The sequence below is a fragment of the Streptomyces sp. CNT372 genome (assembly GCF_000377145.1).
On the sequence record NZ_KB897786.1, the window covers coordinates 93,575 to 120,509 of the forward strand.

21 protein-coding genes are annotated in these 26,935 nt (G+C 75.5%); 10 read left to right on the forward strand and 11 right to left on the reverse strand.

Annotation, left to right across the window (positions count from 1 at the left end):
* Positions 1–12 precede the first annotated feature (12 nt).
* From C593_RS0121835 to C593_RS0121860, 6 genes are all read right to left on the reverse strand, one after another.
* The gene (locus tag C593_RS0121835; RefSeq protein WP_037746699.1) at positions 13–1,917 is read right to left on the reverse strand and encodes a GAF domain-containing protein; all 1,905 of its coding nucleotides are present in this window, start codon (positions 1,915–1,917) and stop codon (positions 13–15) included.
* 224 nt (positions 1,918–2,141) lie between these two features.
* Positions 2,142–2,972 carry a 3-hydroxybutyrate dehydrogenase gene (locus C593_RS0121840; RefSeq protein WP_018849447.1) on the reverse strand — a complete coding sequence of 277 codons (831 nt, stop codon included), beginning with the start codon at positions 2,970–2,972 and terminating at the stop codon, positions 2,142–2,144.
* A 55-nt stretch (positions 2,973–3,027) separates the two neighbouring features.
* The gene (locus tag C593_RS0121845) at positions 3,028–3,510 is read right to left on the reverse strand and encodes an NUDIX hydrolase (protein ID WP_018849448.1); all 483 of its coding nucleotides are present in this window, start codon (positions 3,508–3,510) and stop codon (positions 3,028–3,030) included.
* A 101-nt stretch (positions 3,511–3,611) separates the two neighbouring features.
* The gene (gene lnt / locus C593_RS0121850; protein WP_018849449.1) at positions 3,612–5,282 is read right to left on the reverse strand and encodes an apolipoprotein N-acyltransferase; all 1,671 of its coding nucleotides are present in this window, start codon (positions 5,280–5,282) and stop codon (positions 3,612–3,614) included.
* Between the two features lie 140 nt (positions 5,283–5,422).
* A complete protein-coding gene (locus tag C593_RS0121855) occupies positions 5,423–5,986 on the reverse strand; it encodes a hypothetical protein (protein WP_026277943.1) in 564 nt (187 codons plus the stop codon).
* Between the two features lie 154 nt (positions 5,987–6,140).
* Positions 6,141–6,986 (reverse strand): aspartate/glutamate racemase family protein, encoded by an 846-nt coding sequence (locus tag C593_RS0121860; RefSeq protein ID WP_026277944.1) that lies wholly within the window; start codon positions 6,984–6,986, stop codon positions 6,141–6,143.
* On the opposite strand from C593_RS0121860, the gene C593_RS0121865 reads away from it, so the two are divergent.
* Entirely contained in the window at positions 6,985–8,316 is a 1,332-nt protein-coding gene (locus C593_RS0121865) for a glycosyltransferase (RefSeq protein WP_018849452.1), read from the forward strand. The genes C593_RS0121860 and C593_RS0121865 overlap by 2 nt on opposite strands.
* Before the next feature lie 58 nt (positions 8,317–8,374).
* Here C593_RS0121865 and C593_RS0121870 read toward each other — a convergent pair whose 3' ends face one another.
* The gene (locus C593_RS0121870; RefSeq protein ID WP_018849453.1) at positions 8,375–9,646 is read right to left on the reverse strand and encodes a TerD domain-containing protein; all 1,272 of its coding nucleotides are present in this window, start codon (positions 9,644–9,646) and stop codon (positions 8,375–8,377) included.
* A 251-nt stretch (positions 9,647–9,897) separates the two neighbouring features.
* Here C593_RS0121870 and C593_RS0121875 point away from each other — a divergent pair, with 251 nt between their 5' ends.
* The 3 genes from C593_RS0121875 (at position 9,898) to C593_RS0121885 (ending at position 14,113) form a co-directional block, all read left to right on the forward strand.
* Complete coding sequence (locus C593_RS0121875) at positions 9,898–10,350, forward strand: DUF6643 family protein (RefSeq protein ID WP_018849454.1); 453 nt, start codon at positions 9,898–9,900, stop codon at positions 10,348–10,350.
* A 535-nt stretch (positions 10,351–10,885) separates the two neighbouring features.
* Positions 10,886–11,506: an Rv1733c family protein gene (locus tag C593_RS0121880; protein WP_026277945.1), complete on the forward strand. Its 621-nt coding sequence runs from the start codon at positions 10,886–10,888 to the stop codon at positions 11,504–11,506.
* Between the two features lie 156 nt (positions 11,507–11,662).
* Positions 11,663–14,113 carry a right-handed parallel beta-helix repeat-containing protein gene (locus C593_RS0121885; RefSeq protein WP_018849456.1) on the forward strand — a complete coding sequence of 817 codons (2,451 nt, stop codon included), beginning with the start codon at positions 11,663–11,665 and terminating at the stop codon, positions 14,111–14,113.
* Here the strand turns inward: C593_RS0121885 and C593_RS33895 are convergent.
* Complete coding sequence (locus C593_RS33895; protein WP_486591169.1) at positions 14,083–17,283, reverse strand: hypothetical protein; 3,201 nt, start codon at positions 17,281–17,283, stop codon at positions 14,083–14,085. The two genes, C593_RS0121885 and C593_RS33895, sit on opposite strands and share 31 nt — an antisense overlap.
* Positions 17,284–17,601: 318 nt before the next feature.
* On the opposite strand from C593_RS33895, the gene C593_RS30180 reads away from it, so the two are divergent.
* The 4 genes from C593_RS30180 (at position 17,602) to C593_RS0121910 (ending at position 21,845) form a co-directional block, all read left to right on the forward strand.
* Positions 17,602–18,468, forward strand: coding sequence for a DeoR/GlpR family DNA-binding transcription regulator (locus C593_RS30180; protein WP_018849458.1), 867 nt, complete (start codon positions 17,602–17,604; stop codon positions 18,466–18,468).
* 3 nt (positions 18,469–18,471) lie between these two features.
* Positions 18,472–18,915, forward strand: a complete 444-nt coding sequence (locus tag C593_RS0121900; protein WP_026277946.1) for a hypothetical protein — start codon at positions 18,472–18,474, stop codon at positions 18,913–18,915.
* A 120-nt stretch (positions 18,916–19,035) separates the two neighbouring features.
* Positions 19,036–21,075 (forward strand): hypothetical protein, encoded by a 2,040-nt coding sequence (locus C593_RS0121905; protein ID WP_018849460.1) that lies wholly within the window; start codon positions 19,036–19,038, stop codon positions 21,073–21,075.
* Between the two features lie 290 nt (positions 21,076–21,365).
* Complete coding sequence (locus C593_RS0121910) at positions 21,366–21,845, forward strand: SRPBCC family protein (RefSeq protein WP_018849461.1); 480 nt, start codon at positions 21,366–21,368, stop codon at positions 21,843–21,845.
* A 49-nt stretch (positions 21,846–21,894) separates the two neighbouring features.
* On the opposite strand, the gene C593_RS0121915 is transcribed toward C593_RS0121910, so the two are convergent.
* Positions 21,895–23,127, reverse strand: coding sequence for a PLP-dependent cysteine synthase family protein (locus tag C593_RS0121915; protein ID WP_020610373.1), 1,233 nt, complete (start codon positions 23,125–23,127; stop codon positions 21,895–21,897).
* 194 nt (positions 23,128–23,321) lie between these two features.
* Here C593_RS0121915 and C593_RS0121920 point away from each other — a divergent pair, with 194 nt between their 5' ends.
* A complete protein-coding gene (locus C593_RS0121920; protein WP_018849463.1) occupies positions 23,322–23,657 on the forward strand; it encodes a hypothetical protein in 336 nt (111 codons plus the stop codon).
* A 181-nt stretch (positions 23,658–23,838) separates the two neighbouring features.
* The gene (locus C593_RS0121925) at positions 23,839–24,357 is read left to right on the forward strand and encodes an ATP-binding protein (RefSeq protein WP_018849464.1); all 519 of its coding nucleotides are present in this window, start codon (positions 23,839–23,841) and stop codon (positions 24,355–24,357) included.
* Positions 24,358–24,621: 264 nt separating this feature from the next.
* Here the strand turns inward: C593_RS0121925 and C593_RS0121930 are convergent, their stop codons facing one another.
* Together C593_RS0121930 and C593_RS0121935 are read right to left on the reverse strand one after the other, a co-directional pair.
* On the reverse strand, positions 24,622–25,473 hold the full coding sequence (locus C593_RS0121930; RefSeq protein WP_018849465.1) for a YhjD/YihY/BrkB family envelope integrity protein: 852 nt from the start codon (positions 25,471–25,473) through the stop codon (positions 24,622–24,624).
* Positions 25,474–25,637: 164 nt separating this feature from the next.
* Entirely contained in the window at positions 25,638–26,852 is a 1,215-nt protein-coding gene (locus tag C593_RS0121935; protein ID WP_018849466.1) for an ROK family protein, read from the reverse strand.
* Positions 26,853–26,935: the final 83 nt, after the last annotated feature.

Genomic DNA, 26,935 nt, shown 5'->3' on the forward strand with positions numbered 1-26,935 from the left:
GGGCCCCAGTGATCAGGGGCCGGCGGTCGACGTCGAGGACATGCCATGGAGGCGGAGCGCGAGCTGGATCTCCAGGGAGCGGGCCGGGGACTGCCAGTCGGGGCCGAGGAGGCGGGCGATGCGTTCCAGGCGCTGGGCCACGGTGTTGACGTGGACGTGCAGATCGTCCTTGGTGCGGGCCGGGCTCATGCCGCTCTCGAAGTAGGCCGCCATGGTGCCCACCAGGTCCGTCCCCCGGCGCCGGTCGTAGTCGACCACCTCGCCGATGGTGCGCCGCACGAACCCGTCGATGTCACCCGGGTCGGCCAGCAGCAGCCCGAGGAAGCCCAGGTCCTGCGCTGCCGCGCCCTGGCCCGTGCGGCCCAGCAGGCGCAGCGCGTCCAGACAGCGCCGGGCCTGGGCGTACGCGGTGGACACGGGCGCGGGATCGGCGGCCGGGGAGGCGACCGGGTTGGAGGCCCCGACGGTGACCGGCTCGCGCAGGGTGCCGCCGAGCTGGCGGGCGGTTCTGCGGGCGAGTTCGGCCGGGGTGTCGCCGGGAGCAAGGGGCAGCAGCAGCACCGTCCCGCCGTCCCGGGACGCCGCGAGCCCCGAGCCCGTCGCGGCGAGATGGGAGGCCGCCGACCACAGGCGCTGCCGGTCCGCGCTCTCCCGCGCGGCGGCCCGCGCCCCCGGGCGCGGCCCCGGCGCGGGGGCGGGTTCGTCCGTGCGGGCCGCGAGGACCACATGCGGCACGTCGAGGTCGGCCCGGAGCCGGGCCGCGCGCTCGCGCAGCAGCCTCGGGTCGCGGTCCGGCGAGTCCAGGAGGTCGTCGAGGAGTTCGCCGCGCACCCGCTGTTCGGCGTCGTGCGCCGAGCGCCTGGCGAGCAGCAGCAGCGACGTGACCATGGCCGCCCGCTCCAGGGTGCGCTGGTCGACGGGGTCCAGCGTGCGGTGCCCGCGCAGCACGAGCGCGCCGAACACCTCCCCGCCGGCGGACACCTCGGCGATCCAGCCGTGGCGGACCCGCACCACATGCCCGTCGGCCGTGGCGGTGCGGGGCACGTCCTCGGTGAACTCGACTGTCCCGCCGAGGACTTCGGAGAGCGCGGCGGCCACGTCGTCGACCCCGCCGCCACGCAGGACCAGTTCCGTGAGCCGGTCGTGGACCTCGGAGGCGCGTTCGATGACTCCGCTGCGGTCCTGGATGATCGCGTTCGCGCGTTCCAGTTCCGCGAGGGCGGACCGGGTCTCGGCCAGCAGGTTCGCCGTCTCGATGGCCACGGCCGCGTGCGCGGCGAAGGACCCGAGGAGGGCGACCTGTTCGCGTTCGAAGACCCTGGCCCGGCGGTCGGCGGCGAAGAGCACGCCGATGACCTGGCTGCCCAGGCTGAGGGGGACGCCCAGGATCGCGACGAGGCCCTCGTCCCTGACCGCCGCGTCGATGGGTCCGGTGTGCTCGAAGCGTTCGTCCTCGAAGTAGCTGGCGGTGACGTAGGGGCGCGCGGTCTGGGCCACCAGCCCGCCGAGACCCTCGCCCATGCCGAGGCGCACCTGCTGGAAGCGGGCGGAGACCGAGCCCTCGGTGACCCGCATGTAGGTGTCTCCGGCGACGGGGTCGTTGAGGCTGAGGTAGGCCACCTCGGTGCCCAGGAGGGAGCGGGCCCGCTGGACGATGGCCCGCAGCACGGCGTCGAGGTCGCGCAGGCCGGCGAGGTCGTGGGCGGTCTCGAAGAGCGCCGACAGCTCGGCCTCCCGGCGTCTGCGCCCCTCCAGCTCGGCTCGCACCCGCAGGGCGAGCTCCTTCGCGTGGCCGAGGGCGGCGAGCTCCTCGGCGCCGGCACCCCGCGCACGGGCCAGCAGCGCGGGGTGGTCGTAGGACTCGGCCGGCGCGCCGCGGGCGAGGAGTTCCAGGTAGGAGGCTTGCTCAAGGGACATGGGGACAGGATTACCGGTCGCCCCGGGCACCGCGCCAGCCCTGTGGAAAACCCCCGGCCCGGACGCCTCGCGGCTCCCGCCGTCCCGGCCGTCCGCGTCGTGCCCGCCCTGCCCGTCCGCGTCGTGCCCGCCCTGCCCGTCCGCGTCGTGCCCGCCCTGCCCGTCCGCGTCGTGCCCGCCCTGCCCGCCCTGCCCGCCCGGCACCCCGGACGTCCCGCCGCCCCTCAGTGGGCCGTCCATCCGCCGTCGAGGGACACGGAGGTGCCGGTGATGAAGGACGCCGCCGGGGTGCAGAGGAAGAGCACCGTCTCGGCGACCTCCTCCGGTTCCACCAGGCGCTTGATCGCGGTGTCCTTGAGCAGGACCTCGGCGAGCACACGCTCCTCGGGCAGCGCGTGGGCGGCGGACTGGTCGGCGAGCTGCTTCTCCACCAGGGGGGTGCGCACATAGCCGGGGTTCACACAGACCGAGGTGACCCCGTGGGGTGCGCCTTCGAGGGCGGCGGTCTTGGAGAGTCCTTCGAGCCCGTGTTTGGCGGCCACATAGGCGGACTTGTAGGGGGAGGCGCGGAGCCCGTGGACGGAGGAGATATTGACGATCCGGCCCCACCCCTGGGCGTACATATGCGGCAGCGCACCCCGGATCAGCCGGAACGGCGCCTCCAGCATCACGGTGAGGACGGTGTGGAAGACCTCGGGCGGGAAGTCCTCGATGGGGCGGACCAGTTGCAGGCCCGCGTTGTTGACGAGGATGTCCGCCCCCCGGGCCGCCTCCTCGGCGGCCGCCAGGTCGGTCAGGTCGAGCTCGACCGGCTCGATGCCGCCGGCGGCTCCGTTCCCCTGCCCGGCCCGACCGGCCTGCCCGAACTGCTTGACCAGGGCGGACAGTCCTTCGGCGTCCCGGTCGACGGCCCGTACGACGGCCCCGGCGGCGGCGAGCCGCAGGGCGCAGGCCCGGCCGATGCCGCCTGCGGCGCCGGTGACCAGGGCGGTGCGGCCGGTGAGGTCGGCATGGACGGAGTGATCCGGGGATCCTGATGCGGTGGGCGCGGTCATGTCCCGCACCTTAGGCAGGGGTCAACAGCCGACACATATGGTCAGCGCCCATACTTCAGTGCCGATCAGTGGGTTGGAACCATGCCGGTCCCTCGGTCATGGCCTGCTTGATCCGGAAGTGGGCGAACTCCGCCAGCTCGGGCAGCGCGTCCACGGCGAACCAGCCCACTTCCAGGGACTCGTCGTCGTTGACGCGCGCCTCCCCGCCGACGGCCCGGCAGCGGAAGGTGATGTCCATGTACTGGCAGCGGTCGCCGTTGGGATAGGTCACGGGGTGCGGCAGCGCCCGCACCAGGACGACGCGGTCGGCGACGCAGCGCACCGCGGTCTCCTCGTACACCTCGCGCTCGGCCGTGAACGCCGGCTCCTCCCCCGGTTCGCAGATGCCGCCGACGACCGACCAGAGACCGGTGTCCGCCCGGCGCCCGAGCAGCACCCGCCCCTCGTCGTCGACGACGACGGCGCTCACACCGGGCAGGTAGAGCAGTTGGTGCCCGGCGGTCGCGCGGATCTGCCGGATGAACTCGGGAGTGCCCATGAGGGGACCATGAACCGCCCCTCTCCGCCCGTGCGTCCGGGCCGGGGCGCGCTCCCGCCGCCGGCCCCGACGGCGCTGCGCCGTCCGGCGGCGGGCGCCGCCTACGCGGAGCCGGAGCCCGCGGCCGACTCCGCGGACCCGGCCGACCCGGCCGACCCGGCCGACCCGGCGGATTGCGCCGCACGGCGGCGCCGCACCGCGCCCGCCGCCACCGCGCCCAGCGCACCCGCCGCGAGCACCAGCAGCGCCACCTCGGGCAGCACCCCGAGCCGGGTCGCCGGCGTCAGCGAGGAACGCAGCGGCACCTCGGCGACCAGCGCGTCCGGAGTGAACATGGCAGTCTCCCGCACCACCCGCCCGTCCGGCATGATCACCGCGCTGACCCCGCTGGTGACGGGGACGACGACCGTGCGGCTGTGCTCCACGGCGCGCACCCGGGACATCGCGAGCTGCTGGTAGGTCATCTCGCTGCGCCCGAAGGTCGCGTTGTTGCTGGGCACGGAGATCATCTGCGCGCCGTGCGTCACGGTGTCCCGGGCCGCGTCGTCGAAGGCCGCCTCGAAGCAGGTCACCAGCCCGACACGGGTGCCGGCCAGATCGAAGACACCGACCTCGTCGCCCGGCCCGAAGTCCCGGCGGACCCGGTCCACGTCGGAGTTGAACAGGCGGACGAAGGACCGCATGGGGATGTACTCGCCGAAGGGCTGCACATGCCGTTTGTCGTAGGTGTCCACGGGCCCCCGGCCCGGCTGCCACTCGATGAGCGTGTTCCGCAGCGGCCCCGTCTCGGGTGTCACGACCGCCCCGACGACGGTCGGCACGCCGATCGCGTCCACCGCCTCGTCGATCACCCGGCGGGCGTCGTCGTTGCGGTAGGGGTCGAGGTCGGAGGAGTTCTCGGGCCAGAGCACGAAGTCGGGCGCGGGCTCCCTGCCCGCGGCGACGTCCCGCGCGAGCTCCTCGGTGCGCGCCGCGTGGTTGTCGAGCACCGCGCGCCGCTGGGCGTTGAAGTCGAGGCCGAGCCGGGGCACGTTCCCCTGGATCGCGGCGACGGTGGCCGTGCCGGACTCGGCCGCGTCGTCCACGAGCGGACGCGCCACCAGCGCCCCGGCGAGCGACACCAGCACGGCCCCGAGGGCGACGGCGACGGCCGCGCGCGGGATCTGCCGGGTGCGCCGGTACGCGAGACCCTGGCGGACGCACTCGTACAGGCCGAACCCGCACAGCGCGACGGCGAAGCCGAGTACGGGGGTGCCGCCGACGGCGGCGAGCGGCAGGAAGAGGCCGTCCGCCTGCCCGAAGGCGATCTTGCCCCAGGGGAAGCCGCCGAACGGCACCCGCGCGCGGGCCGCCTCCCCCGCGATCCACACGGCGGCGGCCCACACGGGCCAGCCGGGGAGCCGCGACACGGCGGCGATGCCGGTGCAGGCCAGGGCGACGAACAACGACTCGGCGAACGCGAGCGCCAGCCACGGGCCCGGGCCGACCTCCTCGCCGGTCCACACCAGCAGCGGCAGCATGAAGCCGAGCCCGGCGAGCAGGCCGAGGCCCAGCCCGGCACGGAGCCTCCGCCCGCGCAGGGCCCAGCCGAGCAGTGCGAACGCGGGGAACGCGAGCCACCACAGCGGCCGGGGCGGGAAGCTCACGAACAGCAGCACCCCGGCAAGGCCGGCCGCGGCGGGCCGCAGCAGCCGACGGGCCGACGCCCACCCGCGCGAGGCGGGGGCGGAAGCGGGCTGCGGGGGGTCGACGGGGGTGATGGTGGCACTCACCTGCCGGAGTCTACGGCCGGGACCTGTGGCCCCGGCAGGGCGGCCGGGCCGTACCGGCCGGGGCGCGCCCGGCACGTTGGTCCGGTGTACGGCCCGGCGGCGAACTCGTCAGCCGTGTCCGCGTCCGAGCCGGTCCGGCGTCAGGTCGGGCTGACGGAACCGGGCCGCATGCCACGGATCCGCTCACGGATCACGCGGACCGCGAACTCCGCGTCGTCGACGGTGACGGTGAAGGTCTTTCCATCACGGAGGGTGATCACCAGGGCTTCACCCCGGCGGACCACCACGGCAGTGCCCATCTCCGGGCGCCAGCGGCAGCCCCAGCCGCCCCACTGGTGGGGGGTCACCTTCGGGTCGAAGTCGGCGCCCACCACCTGGTCGAGCGGAATCTTCCGGCGCGGCAGCCCCATGTGGCCGCACCGCACCTCGACCGCCTCACGGTCCACCCTCACCTCGACGTGGACGAACGCCAGCGTCCCGTAGAGCATCATCAGACCTGCGGCGACGCAGCCGATGACCGCCATGGCGAGGGCGGCGGCACCGGTGGCCCAGTTCCCGTCGACGGCCAGCTTCACGCCGAGCGCCAGGCAGGCGGCACCCGCCCCCGCGAGCACCCACTGCATGCGGTTCGTCGCACGGCCGGTCCACACCTCGGGGACGGGCTGCATATGGTTGGGCCCCATGTGCCGGAAGTGGTGCCTCATGTTGTGGAGGGTACCCAGGAACGCCCGGCGGAGCACCGCCCGGCCATGACGGAGCGTAGTTTCCCGAGGGCGCGGCGATCCCGCGTCCCGGCATCGGAGCGACCCGCCGGCCGGCGGCGGGCCTGCGCCAACCGGACCGCCCCGGCGAGGTTCCTCAGCCCGCCGGGGCCGTCACCGCGCCGAGCCCGCGCCCTTCCGCGTAGCGGAGGGCGGCGGGGGGAAGCGTGCCCGGCCGGCCGCCCAGCAGGACGGTGAGGCGGCCCGTCGGTTCCGCGTCCGGCGCCGCGGCGATGCCGCCGCGACGCAGTGCCTGCGCGGCGACGGCCTCGGCGGAGCCGTGGAAGAGCGGTCCGGGCCCGGCGGGGCTGACGGCCGCGCGGATCCGCTCGGCGACGAGTTCGTAGTGGGTGCAGCCGAGGACGAGTGCGGTCACATCCGGCGGGGTGAGGGCGGCGGCCGCGGCCACGGCGCGGTCGACGGCCTGCTCGTCGGCCTGCTCGACGGCGTCGGCGAGTCCGGGGCAGGGCACCTCGGCGACCTCGACACCCTGGGCGAAGTCGGTGATCAGGCCGCGCTGGTAGGGGCTGCCGGTGGTCGCGGGCGTCGCCCAGATCGCGACGGGGCCGCCGCCCGCCGCGGCGGGCTTGATCGCGGGGACGGTGCCGACCACGGGGATCCCGGGCTCCAGCTCCGATCGCAGCGCGGGCAGGGCATGGACGCTGGCGGTGTTGCAGGCGACGATCAGGGCGTCCGGCCGGTGAGCCGCGGCGGCGCGCGCCACGGTGAGCGCCCGCTGGGTCAGGTCCTGCGGAGTGCGGGGGCCCCAGGGCATGCCCTCGGGGTCCGAGGAGAGCACGAGATCCGCGTCCGGCCGCAGCCGGCGTACCGCGGCGGCCGCCGCGAGCAGCCCGATTCCGGAGTCCATGAGCGCGATCTTCACCCGGTCACCATAGTCGACAGGCCGCTCCGGGCCGCCGCCGTGGGGCAGACTGCCGCGCATGAGCGCCCTCGCGTGGACCGCCGCCGGATCGCTGGCCGCCTGGTGCTGGCTGCTGCTGGGCCAGGGCTTGTTCTGGCGCACGGACCAGCGGCTGCCGCCCCGCGTGCGCGATCCGGAGCACTGGCCGGACGTCGTCGTGGTGGTGCCCGCGCGGGACGAGGCCGGGGTGTTGCCGCTGAGCCTGCCGTCGCTGCTGGGCCAGGAGTACCCGGGGCGGGCGGAGGTCGTCCTCGTCGACGACAACAGCGCGGACGGCACCGCCGCCGAGGCCCGTGCGATCGCCGCGCGGTGCGGCGGGCTGCCGCTGACGGTCACCACGCCGGGCGAACCGGAGCCCGGCTGGACGGGCAAGCTGTGGGCACTGCGGCACGGGATGGCCCTGGCGGAGGAGCGGGGTCCGGAGTTCGTGCTGCTGACGGACGCGGACATCGCCCACGACCCGGACAGCCTGCGCGAACTGGTGGCCTCCGCGGTGTGCGGGGCGCCGGTGGGCGCGGCGCATATGTGGCGTGCAGACATGTGGCCTGCGCACATGTGGCGTGCGCCTATGTCCGATGCGCACACGTCGCGCGCACCCCTGTCCGACGCGCCCGCCGACTCGTCCGGCCCCGGCGCCACTCCCGCCGCCGCCCCCGGATTCGACGCCGTGTCCCTGATGGCGCGCCTGCGTGTGGCCGGCGGCTGGGAGCGCCTGGTGATCCCGGCGTTCGTCTACTTCTTCGCCCAGCTCTACCCGTTCCGCCGGGTGAACAGCCCGGCCTCGCGCACCGCGGCGGCCGCGGGCGGCTGCGTCCTCCTGCGGACCGACGCGGCCCGCAGGGCCGGCGTCCCCGCGTCGATCCGGCAGGCGGTGATCGACGACGTGAGCCTGGCCCGGGCGGTGAGCGACACGGGCGGCAGGATCTGGCTCGGCCTCGCGGACCGGGTGCACAGTGTGCGTCCGTACCCCCGGCTGCGGGACCTGTGGCGGATGGTGTCGCGGAGCGCGTACACGCAGCTGCGCCACAGTCCGGCGCTGCTCGCCGGGACCGTGGCGGGGCTGCTGCTCGTCTATGGGGTGCCGCCCGTCGCGCTGGCCGCCGGGCTGGTGTCGGGTGACGCGGCGGCCGCCTGGGCGGGCGGGCTCGCCTGGGCGGTGATGGCCGGGACGTTTCTGCCCGTGCTGCGCTACTACGGGCTGTCCCCGCTCACCGCGCCCGCGCTTCCGTTCACGGCCATGCTCTATCTGCTGATGGCCGTCGACTCGGCGATCGGCCATCACCGGGGCCGGGGCGCGGCATGGAAGGGGCGGACGTACGCACGCCCCGAGGCGGCGCCCGGGCGCCGGTAGCGCACCCGCCCGGCACGGGGCGCCCGGGATCGCGCGGACCCCGGGTGCCCCGGTCGGGTCACTTCCGTCCGGGGGTCCAGTTCATGCCCCACCCGTAGGCGTGGTCGATGGTGCGCTGGGGGCTGACGCCGCGCTCGGGGACCAGGAACCGGGCCTCGCGCTGGACGACGAGGTCGGAGCCGGTGTTGGTGATGAGCGCGAGGGCGCAGACCGTGGACGGGACCGTGCACTCGCCGAGCGAGAAGTCGACCGGCGCGCCGTGCTGCGGCTGGAGCGTCACCGTCGCGTCGAGGTCGGCGAAGCTGCGCGCGCCCTCGTAGATGGTCACGAAGATCAGCACGCGGCGCAGGGCGGCGGTGTGGTCGAGGTTGACGGTGAGGTTCTCGCCGGAGGTGCCGCCGGTGCGGTCGTCGCCGTCGAGGTGGATGAACGGCGGCTGGTGCAGGGCGCCGAAGGCGTTGCCGAGCGCCTGGACGACGCCCTTGCGTCCGTCGGTCAGTTCGTACAGGGCGCACAGGTCGAGGTCCAGGTCGCCGTGGACGGCGATGGCCCGGCCGAGCTTGGCCCCCCAGCCCTTGAACTGCTTGCGCACCTGCCAGCTCAGGTTGACGCGCAACGCGCCCGAGGTGCCGCCCTGCTTCACCAGGGAGACGGACGGGGCCTCCTTCGTCAGGGTGACCTTGGAGAGCCGGACCGGCGCGGCGGGCGCGGGCGGGGCGGCCGGAGCCGGGGGCGGGGTGTACGCGACGGGGGCGGGCGGGGGCGGCGGCGCGACGGCCGGGGCGGGCGGGGCCGGGGCGGGCGGGGCGGCCTGCTGGGGCTCGTCGACGGTGATGCCGAAGTCGGTGGCGAGGCCCTCCAGTCCGGTGCCGTACCCCTGGCCGACCGCGCGGAACTTCCACGCGCCCTGCCGGCGGTAGAGCTCACCGAGGACGAACGCGGTCTCCACGCCGGCGTCCTGGCTGTCGTAGCGGGCGAGTTCCGCACCGGTGGTCGCGTCGAGCAGGCGCACATAGAGGCCGGGTACCTGGCCGAAGGTGCCGCCGTCGGCGGAGGCGGCGAGCACGATGCGTTCGATGGGGCCCTCCACCCGGTCGAGGTCCACGGCCACGGTGTCGGTGGCGGGCCCCTTGCCCTCGTGGCGCACGGCGCCGGAGGCGTGCGAGGGCTGGTTGTAGAAGACGAAGTCCGCGTCGGAGCGCACCTTGCCGTCGACCAGGAGGAGCGCCGAGGCGTCGATGTCCGGAACGCCCGGCCCCTGGGTCCATCCCGTCTCGACGCGGACCCGCTGGGTCCCCACCGGGATGTTGCCGCCCTTAGACATCTGCATGATCGCCCCCGTTCCGGCGCCGGGCGCCCGGAAGTTCGCGTGTTGTCAGCCTGTTTCGCATACGTCCCCCTCGGCGGGCCCGACCCATCGGTAACCCTCTCTCAGCTTGCCCTTTACACGATCACCGACCGCCGGGGCGGCCGTTTTCACCGGATTCGCTCGTATTGGGTATCCGTGGTTACTCAGCGCTGCCGAAACAACCCTCTTATCGGGCTCCCCAACCAGCACATCGTGGGCTTAACTTATGTGCCATGACCTCCCCCCGCGCCACCTATGGCGGCGGTTACTCCTCCGCGCCGTCGTTTCCCGACACCCCGATCTACGACTCCCTGGTCGCGGAGCGGGGCACGCCTCAGATCGCCCCGATCCGAGTGCCCGCCGCCTACGACACCGGCAACAGCTACCTGCCGGCGCTCCCCGCGGCCCTGCCCGCCCTCCCGGCGGCATCCTCCCCGTCCACCCCCTCCTACGGCTACGGCTATCCGCAGCAGATGCCGCAGCCCGTCCCGCTGCAGCAGGCGCCCGCGCCGTACATCCCGCAGCAGGCGAGCGCGCCCCGCGGCTACCAGAGCGCGCCCTACCAGAGCCCGCAGCCGCCCCGTCCGGCGCCCGCCGGTTACGAGGCCATGCGGCCGGCGGCCCGGCCCGCGCCGGCCCCGTACGAGGATCCGTACAACCGCCCCTACCAGGGCCGGGGGTACTGAGCCCACCGTGTCCGGCACACGGCGCCCGGCCGCGGCCGCGCGTACGCGCCGGGTGATTTAGGACAGGTGCTCCGGGTTCTGACCACCCGGAACACCACATGTGCCGAGAGCCCATGTGCCCAGAGCCCATGTGCCCAGAGCCCATGTGCCCAGAGCCCATGTGCCGAGGCCACACAGCGTCAGCACACAGGAACCAGGCACCACTCACGGGCCCGGCCCATGGCACCGGCGGATGCGCGCGCAGCGGCGCGGGGGAACGCATCGCCGGCACCGCGGGGCGGGCCGCGTGCCGTACCCGGGGAGGGAACCGGCGCGCACCGGGAACCAGGCGCCGGTGCCGGTGCGTTGACACAGGCGTCGACCACCGCGGCGGCGGGTACGACCACGGTGGTGACGGGCCCCGCGCCGAGCGGGCGGGCGCCCGGCCCGGGGGGCACGTCACAGCGAGGCGTCCGCTCCCCGTGTCCCTCCCCTGCCGGTCCGCCTGCGGCCGCGCCGGGGCCGTCGCGGACGCAGAAGGGGGGTGACCGCCGCCGTGCGTACCGTCGTTGGCGTCTGGCGCTGGCGCCGCAGCCCGCTGTGCCGTGCCACGGATCTCGGCGAGGCCTGGCTCGCGCTGGCCGCCGTGGTGCTCCTGCTCGTCGCCGTGCCCGTCGTGGGCTGGATCGGTGCCTCCTCCACGGACGAGGCCCTGCGCCGTGCGGTCCGCCTCCAGCACCAGCGTTCCCATCCGGCGACGGCGACGGTGCTCGGACCGCTGGACGCCGGCCTGCTGCCCGCCGCCCACCGGGACCACGACCCGGACACGGCCGCGGCCGAGGAGCGCCGCCGGCCGGTCGCCGCGTCCTGGACCGGTCCGGACGGACGCCTCCACTCCGGCACCCTGTTCGTCGCCGGGCGCACCCCGCGCGCGGGCGACACCTTCCCGGTGTGGACGGACCGGGAGGGGCGGATAGTGCCCCGCCCCATGGAGTTCACCAGCATCCGCGCCCACGCCGTGCTCGCGGGGATCGGCGCCGCCGTGGCCACCGCCCTCCTGGTGGAATGCGTCCGCCGGCTGGTGCTCCGGCACTTGGTACGGCGCCGGTTCGCGGACCTGGACCGGGCCTGGGCGGCTGTCGGGCCCGACTGGGGGCGCGCGGGCGCCGGGAGCTGACCTGCCACATCCCGTCAACTCCGGCCCGTCCCGCGCGCTACGGTGGTGCCACCAGCCGCCGGCGGACGCGCGGCCGGCGCGCTCGGCGTCCGGTGCCGTCCGGGCGGCGCGGCGCGGGCTGACGCACGGATCACGAGGTGGGGGCAGAGCAGCACGATGGCACAGGGCACGGTCCAGGTGACGCACACCGGCACGTCGAGGTGGCGCCGCCGCACGGGCGAGTACCCCTCCCTCGCCGCCGCCCTGGAGGCCGCCGGCGACGGCGACGTCCTCACCGTGGCGCCAGGCACCTACCGGGAGAACCTGGTGCTGCGGCGCGCGGTCACCCTGCGCGGGGCGGACGGCGCGGCCGGCTCGGTGCGCATCGCCCCGGCGGACGGGGTGCCGCTCACCGTCCGGGCGTCGGCGACCGTGCGGGACCTGCTCGTCGAGGGACAGGACGCGGCGGCCCCCGCCCTGCTGGTCGAGGACGGCACACCGGAGCTGGTCGACGTGCGGATCGTGACGCGTTCGGCCGCCGGTCTGGAGGTCCGCGGCGCCGCTCGCCCCACGGTGCGTCGCTGCACCGTCGACAACCCGGCGGGCGTCGGCATCGCCGTACTGGACGGCGCGGGCGGGGTATTCGAGGAATGCGAGGTGGTGTCGGCGGGCCAGTCCGGTGTGTCGGTGCGCGGGGGGGCGCACCCGCGGCTGGAGCGCTGCCGGGTGCACCACGCCTCCGGCGCGGGGCTGGCGGTGACCGGCGAAGGCAGCGGGCTGGAGGCCATCGGCTGCGAGGTGTACGAGATCAAGGGCGTCGGCGTCCAGGTCACCTCCCGTGCGGCCGCCCATGTGACGGACTCCCAGGTTCACCGCACCTCCTCCGACGGCGTCACCCTGGACACCGACGCCGTGCTCACCCTCTCCGACTGCGACATCCACGACATCCCGGAGAACGCGGTCGATCTGCGCTCCCGTTCCGTCCTGACGCTCACCCGGTCCACCGTGCGCCGCTTCGGCCGCAACGGCCTGTCCGTGTGGGACCCGGGCACCCGGGTGGACGCCAACCAGTGCGAGATCCACGACAGCACCGGCGACTACCCGGCTGTCTGGGTCAGCGACGGCGCCACCGCGGTGCTCGACTCCTGCCGCGTCCACGATGTGCCGGACGCCCTGTTCGTCCTGGACCGCGGCTCGCGGGCGGACGTCGTCGACAGCGACATCTCCCAGGTGCGCAACACGGCCGTGTCGGTGAGCGACGGCGCGACGGCTCAGCTCGACGACTGCCGGGTGCGTGAGGTGTCCACCGGCGCCTGGTTCCGCGACCACGGCAGCGGCGGCACCCTCAACGGCTGCACGATCGACGGCGCGCAGACCGGGGTGATCGTCACCAAGGGCGCCGATCCGCTGATCGAGCGCTGCACGGTCACCTCCCCCGCCGAGGCCGGGTTCTATGTCTCGGCCGGGGGCCGGGGCACCTTCCGCGGCTGCCGGGTGACGGGCAGCGGCGGCTACGGCTTCCATGTGATGGACGGCTGCCGCACCATGCTGAGCCGCTGCCGCACCGAGCGGTGCGCGCGCGGGGGCTACGAGTTCGGGGAGGACGACGGCCCGGTCGTCGAGGAGTGCACCAGCGACGAGAGCGGCACGGTGCGTTCCGGCGCCGAGCGGGCGGCGGCCGCGGCGCCCGGCGCCCCCGCGCCCGCGCCCGGCGCGACCACCGGACTGCTCTCGGCCGTCCCGGCACAGGTCCCGGCCCCCGCCCCGGCCGCACCCGCCGCACCCCCGGCGGCGCCGGTGCCCGTGCCGGGCGAGGCCCGCAGCTCGGACGACGTCCTCGGCGAACTCGACGCCCTGGTGGGCCTGGACAGCGTCAAACGCGAGGTGCGGACGCTGACGAACATGATCGAGGTGGGCCGGCGGCGGCAGGAGGCCGGGCTCAAGGCGGCCTCGGTCCGCCGCCATCTGGTCTTCACCGGCTCCCCCGGCACGGGCAAGACCACGGTCGCCCGCCTCTACGGCGAGATCCTGGCCTCCCTCGGCGTGCTGGAGCGCGGGCATCTGGTGGAGGTGTCCCGGGTGGACCTGGTCGGCGAGCACATCGGCTCGACCGCGATCCGCACCCAGGAGGCGTTCGAACGGGCCCGTGGCGGCGTCCTGTTCATCGACGAGGCGTACGCCCTCTCCCCGGAGGACTCCGGCCGGGACTTCGGCAAGGAGGCCATCGACACCCTGGTGAAGCTGATGGAGGACCACCGGGACGCGGTCGTCGTGATCGTCGCCGGGTACACGGCCGAGATGCGCCGCTTCCTGAACGTCAACCCCGGTGTGGCGTCCCGGTTCTCCCGCACCATCACCTTCCAGGACTACGAGCCCGAGGAGCTGCTCCGGATCGTGGTGCAGCAGGCGGAGGAGCACGAGTACCGGCTCGCGCCCGGCGCGGAGGAGGCGCTGCTGAAGTACTTCGGCGCACTGCCCAAGGGCCCCGCGTTCGGCAACGGCCGTACGGCGCGGGGGACTTTCGAGTCCATGGTGGAACGGCACGCGGTCCGGGTCGCCGGGCTGACCGACGCCAGCACCGACGATCTGACGCTGCTCTACACAGAGGATCTGCCCGAACTGCCCTGACCCCACGGGCCATCCGCCGCTCCCGGCGGCGGGCACGCCGGTGACGCATTCACCGGCGGTGCCTCGCCCGGCGCACCGGCCTGGCGGGGTACGGCGGGCGCGAGCCGGGCCAGCAGATGGGCGCGTTCCTCGGCGAAGGCCGGGTCCGCCTGGTAGTCGGAGTGCCCGAGGATCGGCTCGGGCAGCGGACGGCGGGCGTCGCGCCCGTGGGCGAGCGGGTCCCGCAGCGCCTCCCGGTCGACCTCGGGGCCGTCGTGTCGTGGGCCATCGTGTCCGGGACCGTCGTGTCCGGGACCGTCGTGTCCGGAGCCGTCGTGTCCGGAGCCGTCGTGTCCGGAGCCGTCGTGTCCGGAGCCGTCGTGGGGCGGTGCCGGCAGTACCGGTCCGCCGATCGGGTCGGTGGGCCGCCACAGGTTCCGCCAGCAGTCGATGTCGTCGCGCAGCCCGTGCAGCGCGGCCGGGCCGAAGTAGGCGGGGAACCAGCGCCCGTAGAGCCGTTCCAGGGGTGAGCCGTACGTGAGCAGGGCCACCCGGCGGCGGGTCGCGGCGGGCAGCTGCCAGACCGCGGCGGCCGCGAGGACGCTGCCCTGCGAGTGCCCGGAGATGACCAGCCGCCCGCCGGTGCGCGCCGTCCAGGTGCACATCCTCCAGGTCAGATCCGGTACGGCACGCTCCGCGTAGCAGGGCGGCGCGAACGGGTGGGCGGCGCGCGGCCAGAAGGTCCCCACGTCCCAGAGGATGCCGACGGTGCGGCGGGCGGAGGCGTCCCGGTAGGCGCGGCGGCCCAGTGCGACGAACAGTATGAAACCGAAGCCCACCATCCAGGAGCCGAGCGCCTGCGCGGTGTCCGCCGCCGACTCCGGCAGCGGCCCGGAACCCGCGAAGGCGCGCCCCGGCACCTCGCCGGTCAGCCAGGCGCCGGCAACCGCCCCGACGCCCAGCACGAGGGTCGCCGCCGAGACGACGCCGACGACGGGCGGGGCGAGTTCGGTGAGCCGGGCCCGGGCACGGGCGTGGGCGATACGGCGGGTGCGCGCCTCGTCGGGCCTGACGGGGCCGTACTCGCGCTCCACGACCGCTTCGAGCCGCCGTCCGGTGCGCCAGGTCCGCACGGCGAGGCAGAGCGCGGGCACCAGCAGGACCACGAGGAGTACGGGGATGACCGAGGCCTGCCAGCTCAGCAGGACGGGCGGGCCGGGAATCGTGCCGCCCTCGCCCATGCCGGGCGTGCCGGGGCCGTCGAGCCAGTCGGCGACGCGCTGGGCGACGCCGCCGGTCATCACGCCCCCGAGGGCGCAGGCCAGCATGGCGACGGCCGGGCCGCCGAGTCCGTTCAGGACCGCGCGCGGGTGCCGGGCCCGCCGGTTCAGACGCAGGGCCGCGGCGGCGAGAGCAACCACCAGCACGCCCTGGACCAGGACGATCACCCGGAAGACGGCGTCGCCCGGGAGGGTCCCCGCCGACTCCCAGCCGGGTCGCGACCAGGCGGCGTGGACGAGGGCCAGGGCGAGCAGGACGAGGGCGGCGCCGGGGAGGTGGCGGACGGCGGCGCGGTCGAGGCGGGCGTCGATACGCCGCTCGCTGCGCCCCCGCCGCAGGACCACCCGGAGCACGGCGCAGCCGGCGACCACGATCGCGACCCCGATCAGGGTGCCGAACACCACGAGCGCGGTGTCTTCGGCCGGGCGGTCGTCACGGGCGGCGGCGCCGGTGACGGCCGCGGCGACGGTCAGGAACCCGGCGGCGGTGTGCGCGGCGCGCAGCCGCGCGACATGGCGGCGGCCGTACCAGAAGCCGGGCCGCCCGAGGGCGTGCCGGCCGGCGGGGGGCCGGCCGGGCCCGTCGCCGTCCGCGTCCGGGGCCGGGACGGTGCCCGTCCGCCCGCACACGGGGCAGCGTGCCCCGCCACCGCCGGGCACGGCGACGGCCGCCGGCCCGGCGGGGGTCGCGAGGGGCCCGGGAGCACCCTCGGCACGCCCGGCGGTGTCCCCGACGGGGCCACCGGGAAGACCGGCGCGCGGGGCCCGGCCGGTCCCTGGCCCGGCGGGCTCCGCAACCGGCACGGCGTCCTCCGGGCGTCCCGCGGCGCCTGCTGTCCGTACGGCGGGGCCCTCCCGGTGCCCCACCCCGAACGCCCCCGGCCCGGCCAGGCCCCCGAGGGGCCCGGGAGCGCCCTCGGCACACCCGGCGGTGTCCCCGACGGGGCCGCCGGGAAGACCGGCGCGCGGGGCCCGGCCGGTCGCGGGCCCGGGCGGGCCGCCCGTGCACACCGGGCGGTCGGCCGCCGACCCGGCCGCATGTCCAGCGGGAAGGTCCCCCCGCCCGGCGGCCGCTTCCACACCTCCCGCGTCCTCCCGCGCACGCCCGGGGGCGTCCCCGGCAGGCCCGGCGGCGCCCTTCGCGCGCCCGGTCCGCGCGGGCGCGGGCCCGGCCTGCGCGTCCGTCCGGCCCGTATCGTCCCCCGCCCGCCCGGCGGGAAGGTCCGCGTGCCGCGTCCGGCCGTCCGGGCGGCTGCCCTCGCGCCCGGCGGGCGCATCCGCGCGGTCGGCCCGACCCGTGCCGTGCCCGGTCGGCGCGGGCGCCCGCGGGCCCGGTGGCGGCTCGCAGCACGGCGTCCCCGTGCCCGTGGACGGCGGGCGCTGGGACTCGTACGCGCTCCAGGTGCGGTGGGACAGGTACCACAGCAGCCCGACGAGGGCGGCCGGGACGAGTGCCGCGAGGGCGAGCCGGCGGCCGGGCTGGGACCACCAGCCGCCGCGCTCCGGTGAGACGAAGCCCAGCCAGGCCCGTTCCCCGGCGCACGCGGCGGACCCCGCGCACTGCCAGGCCAGCAGATCGAGGGCTACCTCGCAGGCCGCGGCCGTGAGCAGCACCGTGAGGCTGAGGGCGACCAGGCGCACCAGGGCGCCGTACAGCCGGGTGGTGCGCCTGCTGCCCCGCGCCCTCGGGCGCATCCAGTGCGCCAGGTTGGCGACCATGAACGGCAGCAGGAGCAGCCACACCGCACGGGCCCCGTTGCCCGAGGTGAGGTTGGACCAGCAGTACGCCTCCGGAATCGGGCGGTCCGCGTACCGCTCGGGGCTCTCCTCGGCGTCGGCGTCGTCGGTGCGGCGGAAGACGGCTGCCTTGCCGTCACCCGTGACGCGGACCGTGCGCGGGTCGCCGAGCATCTCCTGCGGGGTGGCGCCGCCGACACCGTGGACGAGCAGTTCCAGCGCGGGCCCCTGCCCGTGCCCCGCCGGGCGCGCGGCGCGGGCCGGCCCCGGAGCAGCCGGGTCCGGGGGTGCCGGATTCGCGGAGGACACGGGCGACTCGCTCTCTCTCGGACCGCGGGGCGGACACACGGCAACTCGCCCCGCCCCACGGAATCTCCCCCTCTGGGCCTCGCCCCGAACCCTCCGCGGGGGACGCGTGCGAGGATGAGACACCCTGTCAGGGGACGCGGTGCGGCACGGCACGGCGTGGACACGGAAAGGACCGGCCGGGCGGTGACCGACCAGCAGAACCTGCTCGCGGAACAGCGGCGCGCCCTCATCCTCGACGAGGTCCGCCGGCGCGGCGGGGTCCGAGTCAACGAACTCACCCGCAGGCTCAACGTCTCCGACATGACGGTCCGCCGCGATCTGGACGCCCTGGCGCGGGCCGGGCTGGTGGAGAAGGTGCACGGCGGCGCGGTGCCGGTCGTCGAGGCGAGCACGCACGAGCCCGGGTTCGAGGCCAAGTCGGCGCTGGAGCCCACCGCCAAGGAGGACATCGCGCGGGCCGCCGCCCGGTTCGCCGTTCCGGGCAGCGCGATCGCCCTGTCCGGCGGCACCACCACCTACGCCCTGGCGCACCAGTTGCTCGACGTCCCGGATCTGACCGTGGTGACCAACTCGGTCCGGGTGGCGGACGTGTTCCACACCGCGCAGCAGACAGGCGGCGCGGACGGGCGCCGGCCCGGCGCGGCGACGGTCGTGCTGACGGGCGGGATGCGCACCCCGTCGGACGCCCTGGTCGGCCCGGTCGCGGACCAGGCGATCCGCACGCTCCACTTCGACATGCTCTTCATCGGCGTGCACGGCATCTCGGAGGAGGCGGGGCTCTCCACACCGAACCTGGCCGAGGCGGAGACCAACCGGCGCTTCGTCGGGGCCGCGCGCCGGGTGGTCGTGGTGGCGGACCACACCAAGTGGGGCACGGTGGGCCTGAGTTCGTTCGCCCAGCTGGCGGACGTGGACGCGCTGGTCACGGATTCCGGTCTGTCGCCCGAGGCGCGTGCGGAGATCGGTGAGCATCTGCCGTCGCTGGTGGTCGCCGGGGAAGACGGCGCGGAAGTCCGGGAGTTGGGCAGTGACGGGCGCGGGAAGGAGTGAACGGTGGCGTTGTTCCGCATCGGCCGCAGGACGGGCCTGGAGCCCGGTGAGTGCTGGCGCCGGGTGACCGACTGGGAGGCGCACGCGGCCGGGGTGCCGTTCACCCGTGTGACGGTGGTGACGGAGGGGCCGTCGGACGTCGGCACGGTGTTCGTGGCGCGCAGCGGGCCGGAGGCGTTCGGGTTCGACGACCCGATGGAGGTCGTGCGCTGGGACCCGCCGGCTGGCGGCGGCCCGGGGGTGTGCCGGCTGGAGAAGCGGGGGCGTGCGGTCACGGGGTGGGCCGAGATCGAGGTGCGTCCGGTGCCGGGCGGCGGCTCGGTGGTTTTGTGGGTGGAGGAGCTGGGCGTCCGGGGTGTGCCCGCGCTGCTCGATCCGCTGGTCACGCGGGTGGGCAGGGTGGTGTTCGGCCGCGCTCTGGACGGTCTGCTGTCCGGGCGCCCCTGAGCCCCGGTGGGCGTCGGGGCCGGCGGTCCGGTGTGACCGTGCGACGAATCGCTCGTTTGACGTAGGGATCAGCGCGCGTGTGCCCGCGTGCGATGTCCGACCGTCCGGAGGGCCCTCCCGATGCCGAGCCAGCACGTCCCGTCCCGCACAGCCGAGGGCGGCACCACCCGGATCGGCGCGGCGGATGCCGAAGCCGTCGTCGTCGAGCACTACGTCCGGCTCGTCCGGCTCGCCTATCTCACTCTCCCTCCGACGCTCGGGCGGCACCGACGGGTCCTGGCGGCCCACTCCCTCGTGCAGCGGGCCCTGCCCGCCCGCAGGACCGCGACCGGTACCGAGCCTGAATCCGGGACCTCCCCCGCATCCGGGACCACGCCCGAATCCGGCACCGCGCCCCAATCCGGCACCGCGTCCGCCCGGCGCGTCACGGACGGGCCCGCGTACCGGTGGGTGCGGGAGCGGGTGCTGCGGGCCGCGCTCCGCCGTGAGCGGCGGCCCGGCCGGTGGCCCGCGCGTGTCCCCTCCCCCGCGGCTCTGCGGCCGTCGCTGCCCGTGGTACTGGGGCTGCGGCTCTTCCCCAGCGCCGGGGGCGCCGATGAACTCGCCCTGGACCAGGCCCTGTCCGCGCTGACGGGCCCGGCCCGGGCAGCGGTCGCCCTGCGGGTGCTCGAAGGGCTGGAGCCGGCCGAGGTGCTGGCGGTGCTGTCGGCCGCCCGGGTCGCGGACCCGCAGGACGCCGTACGAACGGCCGGGCGGCTGCGGACCGTCGGCGCGGCGAGCGTCGAATCCCTGCTGACCTCGGCCGAGTTCGACCCCAGCCGGGTGCAGACGCGGCCGACCGATCTGCTGCGGCGGCGGCACGCGGGGCGGCTCGCCGCCGCGGTCACGGCGACGGCCGCCGTGACGGCGGTCCTGTTCACCCTCGCCTCCGGGACCGGTGGCACCGGGTCCGCCCCGGCCTCGGGTCCCCCGGGCTCGGGGCTCGCGGCGCGGGCGACGGAGCCGGCGGCCCTGCGCGTCGCGGAGTCCGAGCGGTGGGCCGACTCCTCGCGCGTCGACTTCTCGGTCTGGCCGGCCCGTGGCGACCGCGCCGAGGACTCCGCGCTGCTGGGCCGGGCGCTGATCGCGCTCGCGGGAGGGACCGACGCCAAGGTGTCCGCCACCCCGGGCACCTCCACGGCGCCCGCCGCCGAACCTCCCCAACTCCTGTACGCGGGCGAGGTGGACGCTGCCGCCGTAGTGCTGCTGCACGACGGGCGGCGCCTGGTGCGCTACGCCGAACCGGCCGCGCAGGGCGGCCGCCCGGTGCTCGATCTGGCGCGCACCGACGACGCGGACGTGACGACGTCCGCGGCCGTGGTCGTCAGCCGTTCGAAGACGGGCGCCCGGTATCTGCTCGCGCCGTGGGTCGCCCGGTCCGCCGCCCGGGACCTGCTGCGTCCGGACACCCCCGCCCGGGCCGTGGCGGTCCGCGACGGGATCACCGCCGAGGTGCCCCGGCCGCGCGGTGAGCAGGGCTGTACGAGCTGGCCGGCGCTCCAACTGCGTTCCTCCGAACGGATCGTGGAGAAGCACGCCCTCCTGGTCACCGACCTGGGGGACCCGGCGCCGGTGCATCTGACGTGGACTCCGCCACCGAGCGCCGGGCACCCGCCGAGGCAGCCGCGCGAGGCGACGGGAGCGCCGGGGCTGGCGAGCTGGGCGCGCAGCGCCTGTCTGCTGCCGTCGCTGCGGGGCACGGGAGTGCGGTCGGTGAACAACTGGGTGTTCGCGGAGCAGTCACTGCCGGACGGCGGCGGCCGGGCCGCCTGGGTGTGCACCCGGGCCGAGACCTGGCGGGGGCCGGGCCGGGTGCTGGTGCAGCTCCAGGAGCCGGGCGGGCGGCGGCCGGGCACGGACCCGGTGGTGGCCGAGGCCGGGGACACGGCAGCGTGCAGCCGCTTCGGCCAGCACGTCCTGGCAGGCGCCACCTGGCGCTCCCCGCGCGGCAACTGGTTCGTGCTGGCCGCCGGGAGCCGTGCGGTGACGGGCATCCGCAGCACGGGCGACGTCACGGCGGACGCCGACGGCCGCACCCTCGCGGCCCGGGCCGAAGCCGGCGACCGGCCGCGTCTGGTGGGGCGCCTCCGGGACGGCGGCGAACTCGCGCCGCTGGGCTGACGGGGACGGGGACGGGGACGGGGCTCGGCGTCCCCGGTCCGAGGCCGGGTCCGGGGCGGAGCGGCCCGGTCCGGTCCGGGGCCGGGGCGGGCCTGGCCAGGGGGCGGCGCGGGCCCGGTCCGGGCACGGGAGCGGGCCTGGCCCTGGGCCGGAGCGGCCCGGTCCGGGCACGGGAGCGGGCCGCAGGTCGCGTGCGGCCTCCGGCCCCGCTCCCCCGGCCGGGACAGGCCGGGCCCGCGCCGCTAGGGTGTCGGTCCGCCGCCCTTCGCCGCCCCCTGGAGGTACGGACCATGGCCCGTCAACTGCGCCCGGTCGAGCTGGAATTCGTGGACGAGGCACCGATCCGGCTGGTGTTCGCCGCGACGCTGTCGGCCCGGCCGAGTGCCGTGTACACCGCACTCGCCGAGGACACCGCGGACTGGCCGCAGTGGTTCACGGCCGTGACCGCCGCACGGTCCACGGACGGGGGCGCGGGCCGCGAGGTCCGGCTCAAGGGCGGGACCGTCTTCACCGAGAGCGTCCTCGTCCGCGAGCCCGACCGGCGCTACACGTACCGCGTGGAGCAGACCAACGCCCCCGGTCTGCGTGCCCTGGTGGAGGAGTGGACCATCACGGCCACACCGGCCGGGTCGCGGGTGCGGTGGACCTTCGCCGCGGACGGGCCCGCTCCGCTGCGCGCCGCCCTGCGCCTCGGCCGCGTCGGCCTGGGGCGGGCGTTCCGGGACGCGATGCGCAACCTCGACCGGCGGCTGGCCTCCCCGGGCACGTGAGCCCGCGCGACGGTGGACTCCGGCGGGGCGTCAGCAGCCCGGTGAGGCGTCAGCAGGGCCAGCGGGCCGTGCTGAGGAAGGTGTCGATCGCCTCGGCGTAGGGGCGGATGTCCAGGCCCTGGCCGGCGAGCCACTCGTCGGAGTAGTACTTGTCGAGGTAGCGGTCACCGGGGTCGCAGATGAGCGTGACCACACTGCCCCGCTCTCCGCGCTCCACCATCTCCGCGACGATCTTCAGCGCGCTCCACAGGCCGGTGCCGGTGGAACCGCCGGCCTTGCGCCCGATGGCCTGTTCCAGGGCGCGCACGGCGGCGACGCTCGCCGCGTCGGGGACCTTCATCATCCGGTCGATGGCGCCGGGCACGAAGCTCGGCTCCATCCGGGGTCGGCCGATGCCCTCGATACGGGAGCCGCAGTCGCTGCTCGCGTACGGGTCGTGGTGCGTCCAGCCGTCGAAGAAGCAGGAGTTCTCCGGGTCGGGGACGCAGACGCGGGTGTCGTGCTGCATGTAGTGCACGTAGCGGGCGATGGTGGCCGAGGTGCCGCCGGTGCCCGCCGTGGCGACGATCCACGCGGGCTCGGGGTACCGCTCCAGACGGAGCTGCTGGTAGATCGACTCCGCGATGTTGTTGTTGCCGCGCCAGTCGGTGGCCCGCTCCGCGTAGGTGAACTGGTCCATGTAGTGGCCGCCGGTGCGTACGGCCAGCGTCGCGGACTCCTCGTACATCTTGCGCGAGTCGTCGACGAAGTGGCAGCGCCCGCCGTGGAACTCGATCAGCCGGATCTTCTCCGGGCTCGTGGTGCGCGGCATCACGGCGACGAAGGGGACGCCGATGAGCTTGGCGAAGTACGCCTCCGACACCGCTGTGGAGCCGCTGGACGCCTCGATGACCGGCTTTCCGGGCCGGATCCAGCCGTTGCAGAGGCCGTAGAGGAAGAGGGAGCGGGCGAGCCGGTGCTTGAGGCTGCCGGTGGGGTGGGTCGACTCGTCCTTGAGGTAGAGGTCGATGCCCCAGGCGTCGGGGAGGGGGAAGCGGAGGAGATGGGTGTCGGCGGACCGGTTGGCGTCCGCCTGGACCTTGCGAACGGCTTCTTTCAGCCACGCTCGGTAGGCGTCGTCGCTCCGGTCGACGTCGACGGTCGCCGCCGGGGCGGGGGCATCGGGGGCGGGGCCGTCCGCCACCCGCCCGGCGGCTGTCTCCGCCGTCCCGGACGGCACGGGCGTCCCGGTCGCCGGCTCGTGCTGCGTCCCGGCGTCCACGGGCTTCCCACTCGTGTTCATCTGTGCCGTTCCCCGTCCTGTCCACCACTGGCCCCAGTGCGGGCACCTGTGTCCACAGTAAGTCCCTCACCTGGGCAAATGTTCACTTTGGGGTTCCATAGGGAAGACTTGTGGCCGACCGCCGCCCCGCGTACTGGTGCGCGGGGCGGCACATGTGCAGACTTGCCGGAGACATCGCGCGAAGGGGGCGGGACATGGCGACCGCGGAGCCGGACTTCAGTGCCACGGGTGTGCGCATCGAGCGCTGGCCGAGGTCCCTGACCAGGGCCGGACAGGTGCTCATCAAGGACGGCCGGCTGAAGCTCATGACCAGTTACGGGCGGGTCATCGACAGCGCGCCGGTGCGCGGGGTGTCGGCGGGCCGGCCCTGGTTCGCCGGTGAGGACAGCACGGTGGCGACGGTGAACGGCAAGCGGTACCGGCTCACCATGGGGCAGCGCGGGCGGCGCCCGGACGCCAAGGTGCTGGCGGGCCGGTTCCTCGACGCCGTGCGCGGTGCGGGCGGCAAGGACGGCGCCGAGCGGAAGTGAGAACGGGCTCGGTCCGGCCGCGAGTTGCGGCCCCCCGGGCGAGGGTCCACGCTGGTTCCACATCACCCAGGGTTCACCGGCGGTCACGCTGAGATCCAGCCCCGCCGGTTCGTTCAGCAGGCGGCCGACTGCTGGATCTTGTGTCTCGTCTTCTTCCGGACTATTTCGGGGAGTCGCAGCCGTGATCAGCCAGCCCAGCAGGCACTGCACGGTGGAGCTCCAGGCCCTGCCGTCGCGGATCGGTCAGGTCCGCAGAATCATTTCGGCGCAACTGCGCTACTGGCATCTCGATCCTCTGATCGATCCGGCAGCGCTCGGCGTCACCGAGTTGCTGACCAATGTGCACCGGCACGCTCAGCCGGACAAACGGTGCACCGTGGACGTCGAGTTGCTGCTCGACCGTCTCACGGTCTCCGTCCACGACCACGATCCGCGTCTGCCGACCGTGTACGACGCGGACTCCACCTCGACCCATGGACGCGGTCTCGCGCTGATCGCCGCCTTCAGCGAGAGCTGGGGGGTTCGGCCGCGCGGGGACGCCGGGAAGGTCGTCTGGTTCACGCTGCCCGCGTCGACCACGGCGTCCGCGCTGCCGGAGTATCCGGCCGTCTACGGTGCGACGACGACGGGCCCGTTCGCGGAGCTGCCGAAGGTCGTCATCGACAGCACGGCGGGAGCCCGGTCGCCCGTCGCGGGCTGAGGCCCGCCGCAGCCACCTTCAGTCAGCACATAAGGCCCGGGACCACACGGTCCCGGGCCTTATGTGCGGACCGGAGAGTGTCCCGGCGGGCGTCCCGCCACGCCACCCGGAAGCGGCCCCGCCTCGCCATGCAACGGTCCGGCGCCACACGCTGACACGCGGTCGTCGCACCGGTGGCGACAGCCCCCCTCCGGCCCGGTAGCACACACGACGGGAGGCCCGGGACCCCGGCCGCGCCCGGCCCGGTCGCGGTCCGGCCTGCCGTCAGAGCTCGTCCTGCGCCAGCTCGCGTTCCAGCCGCCGCCGGGTCCGCCCCTCGTGGTGGATCCGGCCGACGAGCGCGCCGCCGTAGACGACGAAACCGACCCCGACCAGCCAGGACTGGACGACGAGGACGGTTCCGAACGGCCCGTAGGTCACGGCGTTCGAGGCGATCAGCGGGGAGAACACCAGTTGGGAGAAGACGCGCAGGCCGAGCATGCCGATGCTGGTCACCACCGAGCCGGGCAGCAGGGCCCGCCAGCGGACCCGGCCGCCGAGCAGCAGGCGCTGGGACGCCCAGAAGAACAGGAAGGTGGCGATCAGATCCGCCAGCGCGCCCGCGGCGGCGACCAGGGGCGAGGGGTGCGGCACCGGACTGTTGGTGAACACCAGCAGAAAGAGGATGAGCATGGCGAGCCACACCACGTGGCGCCACATGGTGTGCCAGCGCGCTGTAGGCAGGTCCCACACCTTCTCGTAGCCCGTCTGCACCGCGGAGCCGAAGGTGAGGCCGAAGACGGCGAGGGCCGCGAGACCGAAGGCGGTGGTGCGCTGAAGGGCCTCGCCCGGCCTGCCGAAGAGTTCCTCCACCTCCTCCTGGGAGCCGGGGGAGACCCCGAGGGCCTGGCCGAGCCAGCGGGCGAAGCCCTCGGCGCTGACCGGGTCGGCGGCGGCGACCACGACGAGCAGCGGGACCAGGGTGAGGAAGCCGAGGGCCGCGAAGCCCATGGCGCGGTGCATCAGCTCCATCTCGCGCCCGCGGTTCCAGGCGAGCCCGGCCGCGGACTCGGCCACCCTCCGGTGCAGATCCTCGAACCGGTGCGCGCGGTGCGGGCCGGAGGGTGCGTCGCTCATACGGCGTGGCCTACCCGGTGACGGTCCACCGCCTGCCGCGGCTCCTCCGGACGGGTGGCGCCACCGCTCCGACGCCCGACCGCCGCGCCCACCCCACCCGGGCGCGCCCACCCCACCCGGGCGCGCCCACCCCACCGGGGCGCGGCCTCTTCGCGCCCGGTCCGTCAGGCGAGCGCCGCCAGCGGGTCGTCCAGCACCGGCTGCCAGGCCAGTTCCGCCGCACCGACCAGGCTGTTGTGGTCCAGGGTGCACGGCAGGATGGGCACCCCCCCGCTGCGCCCCCACAGGCTGCGGTCGGCGACCACCGCGCGCAGCCGCTCGGGGTCGGCCCGGAGCAGTTCGCGGTGGAGTCCGCCGAGGATGATCCGGTCCGGGTTGAGGATGTTCACCAGTCCGGCGAGGCCGAGGCCGAGCCGGTCGATGAGCTGTTCGGCGGCGGACCGGACCGCGGGGTCCGTGTAGTCGGTGGCGAGCATGTCGCGGGACTGCTGGAGCAGGGAGACCTCCGGACCGGGGTCGCGTCCGGCGGTGACGAGGAAGGCGAGGGGGTCGGCCTCGACGTCGAGGCAGCCGCGGCTGCCGCAGTGGCATGGCCGGCCCTCGGGGTTGACGGTCAGATGGCCGACCTCCAGCGCGAGTCCCGAACTGCCGCTGTGCAGGCGTCCGTCGAGTACCAGCGCGCCGCCGACGCCCCGGTGCCCGGTGGCGACGCAGAGCAGGTGCTGGGCACCCCGCCCGGCGCCGTGGCGGTGCTCGGCGAGGGCGGCGAGGTTGACGTCGTTGCCGGTGAACGCGGGGCCCTCGATGCCGGCGGCGGCGATCTGCTCGGCGAAGATCTCCCGGACCGGGGCACCGGCCGGCCAGGCGAGGTGCAGCGGGTTGAGGGCGGTGCCCTCGGGTTCGGCGACGGCGGACGGCACGGCCAGCCCCGCGCCCACACAGCGCCGGCCGCTGTCGCGCAGCAGCCCGGCACCCGCGGCGACGACCTCGCCGAGGACCTGGGCGGGGTCGGCCTGGACGGTGGTGCAGCCGGGGGCGGTGGCGACGGTGCGCCCGCCCAGTCCGACGAGGGAGGCGCGGAAGCCGTCGGCGTGGACCTGGGCGGCGAGGACCACGGGCCCCGTCTCGTCGACGGACAGACGGTGCGACGGGCGGCCCTGGGAACCGGCGGCGGCGCCGGGGCGGGAGTCGACGCGGATGAGACCGAGGGCCTCCAGTTCGGCTGCGACGGCGCCGGCGGTGGCGCGGGTGACGCCGAGTTCGGCCGTCAGGACGGCCCGGGTGGGGGCCCGCCCCGTGTGCACCAGTTCCAGGGCGGGGCCGAGGGCGCTGCGGCCTCTCTCCAGTCGTGTCCGGGTGGACGTCGCCTTGCCGTTCATGAGGGCGAGTCTCCCATGATCCGGGACACCGTCCGGCGCGGTGACGGAGGGGCCGTCCGCTTACGCGGCCGGGGGTGGGCGGC